Source organism: Halorhabdus salina, assembly GCF_013839425.1.
Classification (GTDB): Archaea; Halobacteriota; Halobacteria; order Halobacteriales; family Haloarculaceae; genus Halorhabdus; species Halorhabdus salina.
The window spans coordinates 342,802-355,077 of record NZ_JACDNP010000001.1 but is presented as its reverse complement, the minus strand read 5'-3'; the positions used below and the strand labels follow the sequence as shown (position 1 = coordinate 355,077).

Annotated in this window: 15 protein-coding genes; 12 read left to right on the top strand and 3 right to left on the bottom strand. The window is 64.2% G+C overall.

The features are described from left to right. The 9 genes from HZR20_RS01780 to HZR20_RS01740 all read left to right on the top strand — a co-directional run bounded on the left by HZR20_RS01780 (position 1) and on the right by HZR20_RS01740 (position 7,838). The gene (locus HZR20_RS01780; protein WP_181684885.1) at positions 1 to 1,011 is read left to right on the top strand and encodes a threonine-phosphate decarboxylase; all 1,011 of its coding nucleotides are present in this window, start codon (positions 1 to 3) and stop codon (positions 1,009 to 1,011) included. Next, positions 1,004 to 1,729 carry an adenosylcobinamide amidohydrolase gene (locus HZR20_RS01775; protein WP_181684884.1) on the top strand — a complete coding sequence of 242 codons (726 nt, stop codon included), beginning with the start codon at positions 1,004 to 1,006 and terminating at the stop codon, positions 1,727 to 1,729. The genes HZR20_RS01780 and HZR20_RS01775 overlap by 8 nt, the downstream gene beginning before the upstream one ends. Continuing rightward, on the top strand, positions 1,726 to 3,030 hold the full coding sequence (locus HZR20_RS01770; RefSeq protein ID WP_181684883.1) for a cobyrinic acid a,c-diamide synthase: 1,305 nt from the start codon (positions 1,726 to 1,728) through the stop codon (positions 3,028 to 3,030). The genes HZR20_RS01775 and HZR20_RS01770 overlap by 4 nt, the downstream gene beginning before the upstream one ends. Then, positions 3,027 to 3,734, top strand: coding sequence for a cob(I)yrinic acid a,c-diamide adenosyltransferase (locus tag HZR20_RS01765; RefSeq protein WP_181684882.1), 708 nt, complete (start codon positions 3,027 to 3,029; stop codon positions 3,732 to 3,734). The genes HZR20_RS01770 and HZR20_RS01765 overlap by 4 nt, the downstream gene beginning before the upstream one ends. Before the next feature lie 19 nt (positions 3,735 to 3,753). Beyond that, entirely contained in the window at positions 3,754 to 5,316 is a 1,563-nt protein-coding gene (locus HZR20_RS01760; RefSeq protein WP_181684881.1) for a cobyric acid synthase, read from the top strand. Positions 5,317 to 5,348: 32 nt separating this feature from the next. Continuing rightward, on the top strand, positions 5,349 to 5,627 hold the full coding sequence (gene srp19 / locus HZR20_RS01755) for a signal recognition particle subunit SRP19 (protein WP_181684880.1): 279 nt from the start codon (positions 5,349 to 5,351) through the stop codon (positions 5,625 to 5,627). Further along, positions 5,627 to 5,854, top strand: a complete 228-nt coding sequence (locus HZR20_RS01750; protein ID WP_181684879.1) for an H/ACA ribonucleoprotein complex subunit GAR1 — start codon at positions 5,627 to 5,629, stop codon at positions 5,852 to 5,854. The genes srp19 and HZR20_RS01750 overlap by 1 nt, the downstream gene beginning before the upstream one ends. 442 nt (positions 5,855 to 6,296) lie before the next feature. Continuing rightward, positions 6,297 to 7,319: a presenilin family intramembrane aspartyl protease PSH gene (locus tag HZR20_RS01745; RefSeq protein WP_181684878.1), complete on the top strand. Its 1,023-nt coding sequence runs from the start codon at positions 6,297 to 6,299 to the stop codon at positions 7,317 to 7,319. Positions 7,320 to 7,670: 351 nt separating this feature from the next. Continuing rightward, a complete protein-coding gene (locus HZR20_RS01740) occupies positions 7,671 to 7,838 on the top strand; it encodes a DUF7331 family protein (RefSeq protein WP_181684877.1) in 168 nt (55 codons plus the stop codon). 38 nt (positions 7,839 to 7,876) lie between these two features. Here HZR20_RS01740 and HZR20_RS01735 read toward each other — a convergent pair whose 3' ends face one another. Beyond that, positions 7,877 to 8,311 (bottom strand): DUF3054 domain-containing protein, encoded by a 435-nt coding sequence (locus tag HZR20_RS01735; protein WP_181684876.1) that lies wholly within the window; start codon positions 8,309 to 8,311, stop codon positions 7,877 to 7,879. Positions 8,312 to 8,397: 86 nt separating this feature from the next. Here HZR20_RS01735 and HZR20_RS01730 point away from each other — a divergent pair, with 86 nt between their 5' ends. Continuing rightward, the gene (locus tag HZR20_RS01730) at positions 8,398 to 8,973 is read left to right on the top strand and encodes a GNAT family N-acetyltransferase (protein ID WP_309484875.1); all 576 of its coding nucleotides are present in this window, start codon (positions 8,398 to 8,400) and stop codon (positions 8,971 to 8,973) included. Between the two features lie 9 nt (positions 8,974 to 8,982). Then, positions 8,983 to 9,963: a flap endonuclease-1 gene (gene fen / locus HZR20_RS01725; protein WP_181684874.1), complete on the top strand. Its 981-nt coding sequence runs from the start codon at positions 8,983 to 8,985 to the stop codon at positions 9,961 to 9,963. 17 nt (positions 9,964 to 9,980) lie between these two features. Here the strand turns inward: fen and HZR20_RS01720 are convergent, their stop codons facing one another. Then, the gene (locus HZR20_RS01720) at positions 9,981 to 10,181 is read right to left on the bottom strand and encodes a hypothetical protein (protein ID WP_181684873.1); all 201 of its coding nucleotides are present in this window, start codon (positions 10,179 to 10,181) and stop codon (positions 9,981 to 9,983) included. Positions 10,182 to 10,280: 99 nt separating this feature from the next. On the opposite strand from HZR20_RS01720, the gene HZR20_RS01715 reads away from it, so the two are divergent. Continuing rightward, on the top strand, positions 10,281 to 11,609 hold the full coding sequence (locus HZR20_RS01715) for a hypothetical protein (protein WP_181684872.1): 1,329 nt from the start codon (positions 10,281 to 10,283) through the stop codon (positions 11,607 to 11,609). A 198-nt stretch (positions 11,610 to 11,807) separates the two neighbouring features. On the opposite strand, the gene HZR20_RS01710 is transcribed toward HZR20_RS01715, so the two are convergent. Then, a complete protein-coding gene (locus HZR20_RS01710; protein ID WP_220132603.1) occupies positions 11,808 to 12,185 on the bottom strand; it encodes a hypothetical protein in 378 nt (125 codons plus the stop codon). Positions 12,186 to 12,276 lie beyond the last annotated feature (91 nt).

Below are 12,276 nucleotides of genomic sequence, written 5' to 3'. Positions count from 1 at the left end.
ATGGACCGCAAGCACGCACGCGGGGTCGAGCGCGTCGAACACGGCAGCAGCGACGATCCCGACGTGCTGGATCTGAGCGCGAATATCAACCCTCGGACGCCCGACGGCGTCGAGGATGTCTACCGGGATGCACTCGACGACGCACGGCGCTACCCGGCCGAACCACCGACTGCTTATCGAGAGACTGCCGCCGAGTACGTCGATTGCGACGCCAACCAGGTCATCCCGATGCCGGGCGGCCTGGCCGCGATCAGGTTGACTGTCGATCTCGCCGTCGAGTCTGGCGAGTCCGTCCTCGTGCCCGCCCCGAGCTTCAGTTCCTACGCCCGCGAGGTCCGACTGCAGGGTGCCGAACCGACGTTCGTCCCTCACGACGAGATTCTGGCCGCCGATCCAGCCCAACACGAACTGGCGATCATCTGCAATCCAAACAACCCCACGGGGACGCTGTACGCACGAGACGACTTGCTTGCGTTCGCCGGGCGCTGCCGTGAAGTCGATACGCACTTGCTGGTCGACGAGGCCTTCTTGGGGTTCACGGGGCAGACGTCACTCGCCGGGACGCCGGGCGTCACGGTCGCCCGGTCGTTGACGAAACTGTTCGGCTTGCCCGGGATCCGGGCTGGCTTCGCCGTGGCGACCGGTCCACTGGGCGAAGCCATGAGTGCCGCGAGACGGCCCTGGAACGTAAGTGTCCCCGCGCTCGCGACCGGGCGCTACTCCATGCACCAGTCGGCGTTCGTCGCGGAAACGCAGCGCAGGATTTGCGAGGAGCGCGACCGATTGCGAGAGGGTTTGAACGACCAGTTCGACGTTCTCCCATCGGATGCGCCATTCCTGCTTGTCGAGGTGGGTGAGCCGGGCGTCGATACGGTGCTTTCGACCGCTGCCGAACACGATGTCGCGATTCGGGACGCCCGGACATTCCGGGGGCTGGAGAAGCATGTCCGGATCGCGGTGCGGGATCAGATGGCGACCGACCGGGCCCTGGAGGTGTTCGCGGATGTCTGAGTACTTCGATCCGACGCATTCGGAGGATGTCCTGGCACTCGAACGCTCCGACACACGATGGCTCTCGACGGGCTGGGACGGCGGCTTTTGTCGAGATGGGACGGCTTACAACTGCACGGTTCCGAAAAGCTGGGATCCCGAGGACATTTCGGCGGATGTTGCGCGGCGACTCGACCGTGCCGGGTTCGACGCGACTGCCGGGCCGGTCCTCTTGACTGGCGTCGATCAGCGCCACGCCAGGGGCGCACGCCTCGGCCCCGTCACCGTCTTTGCGACTGTCGGGCTCTCGAATCCGACGACGCTGCCCCTCGAACCTGACGAGCGCCGAGCTGCGGGTGGGACGACCGAGGAGACGGATGAGCCGCCCGATCCAGGGACCGTCAACCTCGTCGTCGGTACCACGCGGTCGCTAACCGAGGCCGGGATGGCCAATCTCGTGGCAGTCGCCGCCGAGGCGCGGACGGCCACGCTTCTCGAGTTGGTCGGGTTCACCGGCACGACCAGCGACGCGATCGTCGTTGCCTGCGATCCGACGGGCGAGACAACACAGTTCACGGGCAGTGCCACGCCTGTCGGCCGGGCCACGCGAGCCTGCGTCCGGGACGCGATCACGGCGAGTTACCGGTCACGGTACGACGATAGCGAGCCACCGGCGAGCGTCGCTGACGCCGAACACGGCGCGGCCACGACCGAGGGTGCGGCGGTGTTCGAGCCATGAGGGGCCTCGTCGTCGGCGGGACGGCGTCGAGCGTCGGCAAGACTGTTGCGACGCTGGCGATCATCCGAGCGTTCCAGCACGAGGGCCTGACCGTCCAGCCGGCCAAAGCGGGCCCGGACTTCATCGATCCGAGCCACCACGAAACGGTGGTCGACCGCCCGTCCCGGACGCTTGACACCTGGCTCGAAAGTGAGGACGGACTGCGGCGGAACTACCACCGCGGCGAGGGTGACATCTGCGTGATCGAGGGCGTGATGGGCGTCTACGACGGCCAGCGATGCAGTACCGCCGACGTCGCCGCGGATCTCGACCTTCCGGTTGTCCTCGTCGTCGACGCCAGCGCCGGGGCCGAGAGCGTCGCGGCGACAGCGTTGGGCTTCCTGGCGTACGCCGACCGAACGGACTCGGACATACGGGTCTCGGGGGTGATCGCCCAGCAGGCCCACGGCGGGAGCCACGAACGATCGATCCGGGAGGCATTGCCCGCCGAACTCGAATACTGTGGCCGGATACCGCCGGATGCTGACCTCGACATCCCGGACCGTCATTTGGGACTCCACCTCGGAGACGAAGCGCCGATCTCCGAGGCCGCGCTCGACGACGCAGCGGCACACCTTCGAACGGACCGCCTTCGAGCGATCGCCGATGAGCCGGCCCCGGATCCCGGTCCGTACGAGGAATCCGCGCTCGCTGAGAAACCGCGGGTGGCGATCGCTCGGGATCGGGCCTTCCGGTTCGTCTATCCGGCTGTCCGAGAGCGATTGGACACTAATGGCGACCTCGTGACTTTCTCCCCCGTCGCTGGTGACGACCTCCCGGCGGCAGACGCGGTGTATCTGCCGGGCGGCTACCCGGAGCGGTTCGCCCCGCAACTGGCCGAGAGCCCGACGCTCGAGGCACTTGCCGAACGGGCGGCCGAGGGAGTGCCGGTCTATGGTGAATGTGGCGGATTCATGGCGCTCGCGGAGTCACTACGGACGACCGATGGCGAGCGATACGACATGGCGGGGGTCCTCCCGGCGACGGTCGAGATGTGCGAGCGCTATCAGGCGCTTGGGCACGTCCAGTTGACGGCCGATCGACGGACGCCGACGGCGGACACCGGCGAGGACCTGCGGGGCCACGAGTTCCACTACTCGCGGGCCAACCTCGACAGCGACGCGACGCTCGCGTTCAGCGTCGACGGTGAGGGGATCGCAGACGGGCGCGACGGACTCACCGAGTACGAGACGCTGGGAACCTATGCGCACGTCCACGCGGCGAGTGGTGCCTTCGACACGCTACTGGAGCGATCACGATGACACAGCATACTACTGACGACGACGAGGAACCGACGACCGATGAACCGACAGCGCCGGGCGACGCGAAGGCGGTGCCCGACACTGAACCGATCGAGCCTGCTGCACCCGAGTCCTTCGGCCTCGTCCAGGCCTGGTGGGGCGACGGGAAGGGAAAGACGACGGCCGCCCTGGGGATGGGCCTGCGCGCGGCCGGTCACGGCTATCGCGTCCACGTTCTCCAGTTCATGAAAGGCGGGACTCCCTCGGTCGAGGGTGTCCGCGGGGAATTCAATGCGATCGCGCAGGTTCCCGGCTACACGATCGAGAACACCGGTCACGTGGGCTGGCACGGCTTCATGGACGGCTCGGATGACGATGAACACGCCGCCAGGGCACGGGCCGCCCTCGCTCGCGCCCGGGAGATTGTCGAGGCCACGGCCGAGGGCGATCCGAGGACGCCCTTCGCACTCGACGGCGACCCGACTGCGGGCGTCCACATGCTGATTCTGGATGAAGTAATCTACGCGGCCAACCGGGGACTAATCGACACCGACGACGTGCTGGCGCTGATCGACGACAAACCCGACGGGCTCGAACTCGTCCTGACCGGCGGCCACGAATACCCGACGTATCTCGAAGGTGAGGCCGACTTGCTGAGCCACATCGAGAAGCAAGTCCACCCGCTGGAGGCGGGACAGCCGGCACGGAAAGGCACCGAGTACTGATGACCAGGCGGAACTGCCCATGGCGGTGACGCTGCTCGTCGCCGGCACGGCCAGCCACGTCGGCAAGAGTACGATCGTCGCCGGGCTCTGCCGACGGTTGGCAGATCGAGGGGTCTCCGTCGCGCCGTTCAAGGCCCAGAACATGTCCAATAACGCCCGGGTGGGATTCAAACCGAACGCTGTCGGGGCCGTCGGCGAGGGGGCTGACAACGATCCCGCTCGCGGCGACCCCGACGCATACGGCGAGATCGGCATCTCCCAGTACGTCCAGGCGCAGGCAGCCGGCGTCGTACCGACGACCGATCACAACCCCGTGTTGCTCAAACCGAGAGGGGACGGCGAGAGTCAACTTATCATCGAGGGCGAAGCAGTCGGGCACTTCTCGGCGGGGGCGTACTACGACGAGCACTGGGATCGCGCTCGACGGGCCGCCCGCGAGGCCCACGACCGACTCGCCGCTCGTCACGACGTGATCGTCGCCGAAGGAGCAGGTTCAATCGCCGAGATCAACCTCCAGGATCGCGATCTGGCAAACGTCGAGACCGCCCGCTTCGGAGACGCTGAAATCTTGCTCGTCGGCGACATCGAACGCGGCGGGGTCTTCGCCAGTCTCTATGGCACGCTGGAACTGTTGCCCGACGATCTCCGGGATCGCGTGGTCGGGCTTGCGATCAACAAGTTCCGCGGCGATCGCTCCCTGCTCGAACCCGGGATCCAGGCGATCGAGGAGCGCACGGGCGTCCATGTCGTCGCCGTTTTGCCACACGACGACCCGGGATTGCCCGAGGAAGATAGCCTGTCGCTCCCCGATGAGGGCAAGCGCGGCACCTGGGGGGACGGCGATGGTGTCTCCCCGGACCAGTGGGTCACCGTCGGCGTCCCGCGACTGGGGCACCTCTCGAACGTGGCGGATCTCGCGCCGCTCGCTCGCGAACCGGGCGTCCGCGTCACGTTTCTTCCGCTCGACACTGGCCTCGGAGACGCCGACGCGCTCGTCCTCCCGGGGACGAAGAACACTGTCGATGACCTGCTCGCGTTGGGTGACGCGCGGCTTGGCGATGCCGTCCGTGACTTCGAGGGACCGATCGTCGGGATCTGCGGGGGGTATCAACTGCTCGGTGAGCGGCTCAGTAATATCGGCGTCGAGAGCACGACGGAGACGGGGACGGTTCGTGGTCTCGGTTTGCTCCCGGTCGAGACCGAATTTTCGAGCGAGAAACGCGTGACAGCGGCGACATACGAGGTGACTGGTGTCGGTCCGATCGCGGGTGCAAGCGGCTCGGTCTCGGGCTACGAGATCCACATGGGCGAGACGACGGTTCCGCCGGACGTTCCCCGGCCGATCGGCCCGACGAGTGCCGCGAACGAGGGGGTACTCGGGACGTACCTCCACGGGTGTTTCGAGAACCGGTCGCTCCGGGCAGCGTTTCTTGAGACCGTCTTCGCGGACGCCGGCATCGAACGCCCGGATGGTTCGACCGATCCGGGAGAGCCCTTCGACTCGGCGGCCCGGTTGGTCGAACCGATCGAGGCGGCCGGTGTGGTACCGACAGTCGCCGGAATCGGTAGGCATGACCAGTAAGGCGTTTACCCCTGGACCTTCGACCTCTTGGCATGGTCGAGAACGTCATCTGGCCGGCCGCTCTGGACGCCGAGTTGACGCGTAGCGAGGGCCGGCGCGTCGCTGAGGATCTGGCGGTCGCCGAGCCGACGGTCGACGAGATCGCACAGGCAGTCCAGCAGGTGGGCTACGACGCGGTGATCGAACGCGAGAAGACCTATCCGCGGGAGTACGAGACTCGCGGTCGAGTGCTCGTCAAGGACGCCGACGACGCGACCAAGAGCGACCTCCTGGGGGCCGTGGCGGCCTACGTCGCCGCGCTCCGCGAGTGATGCGCCGGGCCGGCGCGGTTCGGGGGCTGGCCCAGGGCGTGGCCGTCCTCCAGTGTGAGGACGAGACGTATCCCGACATCGGGACCGAAGTCATCGACGAGTCCTTAGAGACGGTCGGTCGCGTCGTGGACGTCTTCGGCCCCGCCGAGCGTCCGTATCTCGCCGTCACGATCGACGATGGTGTCCATCCACCCAGGATCGTCGGCGAGACGCTGTACGCGCGATGACATCCTCCTCGGCGTAAACGCCGAGGTTTCCACGCGCTTGGGGTCAGACGGGCCGACGCCACCGGTGGCAAGATTCCCCTCAGGGGTACTCCGGTTTACACGCAAGCCGTCAGTCCCTCGAAAGGGAGTGGTGTGCTTGGGTATCTGCTTGGCCCGTGCGGACAGTGCCATCCACCTGACTTGGACTCGCGTCCGAGTCTGACTCGGGCAGGCTCGCGTTTTTGATGACGGGTGAACGCCAAACCACACCCACTTTTCCCGAGTTGTTACTTTTAAATTCGACCCCAGCGGGCTTAAACCCGTGGCAAGCGGAGTGGAAGTGGACGCGATTCACGCCCGCCCTAAAAAAACGGCGGGACTCTCTCGCTGAATCAGGTAGCTCACAGCGGAACCGTCAGCCCGAACGGAATCGCTTTTCCCGCCGCCGCGATTGCCCCGTGACATGGATCGGAATCCGGGGTTATGGCTCGCCGTCTCTATCATCGTCGCGATCTTCCTGGCCGTGCAACTCGGCGCGCTGGCGCTGGTCGAACCGCTGAAGGGCGCTGGTCTCCAGCCCGTCGAAGACCCGCAGGATCCGACGAATAGCCTGCTGTACATCCTGGCAATTCTCGTGATGACTGGTGTGATGCTCGCCGCGTTCCGGTACAACGGCGAGTGGGCGATCCGCGGACTGATCATCCTCACCGGGGTGTATATCTCCTGGCTCGTGTTCTCCATCCTGGTCCCGCCGGTGGTGACCCTGCCAGTCGCCGGTGGCGTTCACGTCCTTGCGGGGGCGGGCGCGATCGCCATCGGCGTCGGGTTGCTCGTCTATCCGGAGTGGTGGGTGATCGACATTGCCGGTGCAGTCATGGGGGCGGGTGCAGCTGGCCTGTTTGGCATCACGTTCGGGGTGTTGCCGGCTCTGGTCCTATTGACCGTGCTGGCGGTCTACGACGCGATCAGCGTCTATGGCACCGAACACATGCTGACGCTCGCGGAGGGGGTGATGGACCTCAACGTCCCCGTCGTGCTGGTCGCGCCGACGACGCTGGGATACTCGTTTATCGCGGACGACGGGCCGATGGACGGTGCCGATTCGGCGGAGACTGAGACAGCTGTCGAGAACGGCGAAGACGCTGACACTGACGCGGATGACGGGTCCTTCGAAGATCGGGACGCGCTGTTCATCGGACTGGGCGACGCCGTGGTTCCGACGGTACTGGTCGCCTCGGCGGCCTTCTTCGCGCCCGCGTCGGCCCCGACGATCGGCATCGGTGGATTCACGACCGCACTGCCGGCTGTCACGGCGATGGTCGGAACCTTCGTTGGGCTGGCTGTCCTCCTGCTAATGGTGCTAAAAGGGCGTGCCCACGCCGGACTCCCACTGCTGAACGGGGGCGTGATCGCGGGGTACCTCTTTGGCGCGCTTGCCAGCGGCGTGAGTCTCATCGAGGCACTCGGTCTTGGTCCGTATCTCTGATCTCTAGACCGTCGACTCGACAGCGCCCGACTTCCTTGTGGCATCTGTCGCCTCTCTCAGCACAGACTCGAGACGATCCTTTGTTTGGGGACCGACCCGGTGGCGATGCCTGGGACCGAACTTGCGACTCTCTGCAAAATCGGCCGATAGTTCTCCTACGGGGGCTCGGTGTTATGGGATGAGCAGGCGCAAAACCTCGCGCTTTAGCGCGGGGAGGATATCAACTGTTGTCTGTCTTCGCTCCGATCTGTTATCCCGTGTGATAATTTGGAGCGAGTGTTTATGAAACTCTGGAACCAACTGTCGTGTAGAGGACACATCGTGGCGGCCAGGCCGCCATTGTGACCTACCATGAGTACAAAGCCTACGGACGATACGGCCGACATGCAGCGCCACCAATCCGGCGACCGCTACGCACCGCTCCGTCTCGACACCGACGAGTTCGTCATTTACGACCGCGAGAATCACAAGGCCTGGGTACAGTCGTCCGTGGCTGTCACACTCGAAGAGTATCGCTGACGAACGGCTTCATTTTGCTACGTCGAGGTCAAGTCAGTTCAGTGCCATGTTCCGTCGCTGAACCAGTAGGCTGCGATCCCGCGCCACGGTGTGAGCAACACTAGGCCCGCGGCGATAGAGATCAGCAAAAAGATTCCTGAGAACGAATCCGGGGTTAGTGGCGACCAACGGAGTACCTGTGCGATCAGCGCTGCCGTAATCCAGGCAGGGATGGTCCACGAGACTGCTCGGAGGACTGACCGCCGGGCGTCTTCGGTGTAGAGGCTCCCTAGAAACGCGGCAAGTAGCCACCCGACGAGGAACGGGACAGCCGTCCCAGCCATCTGACTCATATTCGACAACGAGCCTTGATGTGCGCCGACTGAGCCGATCACGACGAACGCAGCGACGGCCACCAGATCGCCCGCTGCGAGGATAGCTGTCGCGGCGGAGACCTCGATTCGGTTCCGGAGTGTGGCGGCGACAGATACCATGTTGCAAGCAAATGTGGCCCACACCTTGGGTGTTCCCGTTTCGATCGGGGGGACAATCATTTTGCCCTCGCGTGCTTCGTGCCGGTGTGGAGTACGCGATCCTGGCCTGGCCGCCGGCCGAGGTGCCACTCGACCTCGATCACGAACGCTTTGCCTACGCGGGGAAGTTTGTCATCTCCAGTACGGGGAAAGCCGTCGTTCGTGACGATGGCGAGATCGTCGCCGCCGCGGCGTTCGACCCGGATCGAACCGACGCAGACTGTCTTCGAATCCGGTACGTGACGGTCCGTGCCGACCGTCGTGGCGAGGGCATCGGCTCGGCACTGCTCCGATTCGTCGTCGATCGAGCACAGGATCGAGGCTACGCCGAGGTGAAAGCCGGCGTCAACAATCCGATCGCCTACGAGGCCTTCTACAAGGCCGGACTCGCGTTTACCGGCGAGCGAACGGGCCTTGCCGAACTCGTCTGTTCGACAGCTGCCGATCGTGACGGTAACACGTATCGCGACGGACTCGATAGCTATCGTGACCGCGACCTGAGTGAGCGCCAGCGAGCGTTCGTCCAGTCCCACGAAGGGGCCGATCTGTCGGCGATCGTCCCTGCTCCCGCGGATGCGGACAGCGAGCCAGCGACGGGGGATTCAAACCACCGTGGCACGTAATCGGCAGCGATGGGAAACGCCGATCTCCGGGATATCGCGGCCATCGAGTCGATCGCCTTCGAGGAATTGGCCGGCTCGGTCGTCGCTGTCGACGCGCACAACTGGCTGTATCGCTATCTCACGACGACGGTCAAGTGGACCAACGACACGGTCTACACGACGGCCGAGGGCGACGAGGTCGCTAACCTCGTTGGCGTCATCCAGGGACTCCCGAAGTTCTTCGAGCACGAAGTCACACCGGTGATGGTGTTCGACGGTGCCGTCACGGACCTCAAGGACGACGAGGTCCAGCGTCGGCGTGAACAACGCGAACGCTACGAGGACGATCTCGAAGACGCCCGTGAGGAAGGCGATGCGGTCAGGGTCGCTCGCCTGGAGTCAAGAACCCAGCGATTGACTGACGTCATTCTGGAGACCACGCGGGACCTGCTTGAGTTGCTCGACGTGCCCGTCATCGACGCCCCGGCCGAGGGTGAGGGCCAAGCCGCCCACATGGCCAGACAGGGAGACGTGGATTACGTCGGCACCGAGGACTACGATGCCCTCCTCTTTGGCGCGCCCCGCACCCTCCGCCAACTCACCAGCAAGGGTGACCCTGAACTGATGGACTTCCAGGCCACCCTTACCGAACACGACCTCTCCTGGGAGCAACTGGTCGACGTGGCGCTGCTCTGTGGAACGGACTTCAACGAGGGCGTCCGGGGCTACGGCCCGAAAACAGCAGTCAAGGCTGTCAAGGAGCACGGCGACCTCTGGGGCGTCAGCGAGGCCGAAGACGTCTACGTCGAGAACGCCGATCGAATCCGCGAGTTGTTCCTCGATCCTGCCGTCACTGACGACTATTCCTTCGAGACGTCGATCGAGCCAGATCTCGACGCTGCTCGCTCGTTCGTCACCGAGGAGTGGGAGGTTGATCCGGACGAGGTCGAGCGTGGGTTCGAGCGTATCGAGTCCTCGGTCGTGCAGACTGGACTAGATGACTGGGCGTGACTGTCGAGGTACCGATTTCAGGCCTCGCCTTCGAGTGCGTCGGCGATTCGCTCGTGTGCCCGGACGAACCGCCAGCAGAGATAGAGGAAGATGATCGGGACGACAAACCACGTCCAGAGCAGTATGGTTCCGTTGACAAACAGACTGTACCCGAACGTTAGGGCCAGACCAATCGCGACGAGCGCGACGGCGAGTAACCGACCGTTCTCATCGACCATGGGTTGTCGTTCGGTCACTGAACTATGAAACTGCCCGCCGACTGCTGAACTTGCGAATCGACCAGTAGCTTCTTGTTAGCGTGCTGTCGTCTGGTCCGTATGGGTTTCCGTCGCAATTTGGGGGTCGCTGCCTGTCTCTTGTTGCTCGTCGTGCTTGTGAGCGGTTCAGTTATCGTTGCCGCACGGCCACCGCCCCAACCGCTCTGTGAGGTCTGTACCGACGACGTCGTGAGCGGGAGCGATGTCGAGTCCTCGATGGTCACGATTAACATCGACAAGGATGGGGTGGGACACTGGACTGTCAAACTTGATACGCGAGCGGATTCGAGCGTCGATCCCTCGGCCGTGCAGTCGGCGGCCGACGACGCACTTCGTGGTCACCGGGGCGAATCCGATCCGCGGAATTTCTCGATGACTGCACGCGGAAATGCTGTCGTCTTGACCTACGACGTTCCGCGGATGGGCCACCGAAGCGCTGGCGGCGTGCTCGTCGTTGATTACTTCCATGCCCAGGGGGAGGACGGTCGCTGGTACGGTGTCAACGCCGACCGGGTCGTCGTCACCGGTCCACAGGGAGACACACTCGCTCGGGCACCTGCGGCGCATCGACTGAACGAGACGGCGATCGCGTTGGATGGAACGTATAGCGATTCTTTCGATCGAACTATCTCGCCGGGGTGGTATCTCACGTTCGCCGAAGACGGAGGTATCCACAGCAGCGTCGCGTCCCAACTCGCAGTCGGTCTCGACATCGCACAGCTGAAAGGCGAAGCTGTCCCGGAGACAGTCGCCGTTCCAACGGTCCTGCTCGCGGCCTGTCTCGCGCTCCGTAATCGATTGCGTGGGGCGTTCGCCGACGCGTCGACGAGGGGGCTCCTGGCGTTCCTCGGCGTGACCGCCGGGCTGGGCGTCGCTTCTGGACTCGCACTCGGACTGGCTGGGGCGACATTCACGCTCGTGTTGAGTGCGTCCATCCTCGCTCCGCTCGTCGCGCTCTCGGTCGGTTTGATCGCAATTCAGTATGCGTTGCTCACTGGCCGACTCGGTGTCGGTATCGACGCCCGGTGGCTCGTCCGGGCAGGGGTTGCCGTCGCGGTGGTAGCGCTGATCGGGGCCCCGCTAGTCGCCGGATCGCTTGGACCGATGGCAAGGGGGTATGGGAGTGCGGTTGCGGTCGTCACGGCGATGCTGTTCGTCCCGCTCGCGCTCGCTCAACAGCGGTCTGTACAGTGGCTACTCACCGGGGTGATTTTACTCTCACCGCTGTTCGTCACCGTGGGGTGGGCTCCGTACGGGAGTTACGCAGACCTGTATGCTCCAGCGATCACCGCACTGTGGGCGCTCATCACTGCGCTGCTCGGATCAGTCGCGTACGCAATCGGCCGTTCCCGACGGCCGATGTCGACCGAAACCGGGTCGGTTCCGTAAAATTCTCGGTCCAGTCGATCGGCGCGTTCGGGCGCGCCATCGGGGATGTCCGCCATGTTGTCGTCGATGCCCTCGCGGTCGCTGAAGGGCACGCTCTCCTCGCTCTCGTAGAGGACGCCGATGTGCTCGGTACTCGGGTAGATGATTTTCTCGCGTGCGGACTGATAGTCTACGCTGGGACACTCGTCACTGGCTGATTCAGCTTTGCGTGAGTTCCATTCGTTCGACGGTCACATTGTATGTTGCTGTATAGTGGTTTCCATCAAGAGAGACTGTCGCGGTGACTTCACTCGGCGTCTTGCTAACGAGTGTCTCAAACCCGAAATCGGGTGTGCTGAGAACATCTCCGTCGGCGTCTTTGCTGACTACGTACGCGACCGTGATGGATCGGTGACCCCCATCATGACTCACGAGTACGTCCACACTTTCCAAGGCATCGGGTAATTGATCGATGAGTTGCTCGCGGACGCTTTCGGCTGCCAGAGATGCGGCTTCGCTGTCCCCCCATGTTTCGAAAGCTACGACGCTGTACTCAGCTTGCTCCCCAGTAGGGCGGCCATCCTCATCCGTTTGCATGATGGCGGAGCGGTAGCGGACTGAATTATTTTCTGGCATATACGTGCTGTCACTGTCTGTAACGGCACTGGAAACGGTTAGTGCTGGCATG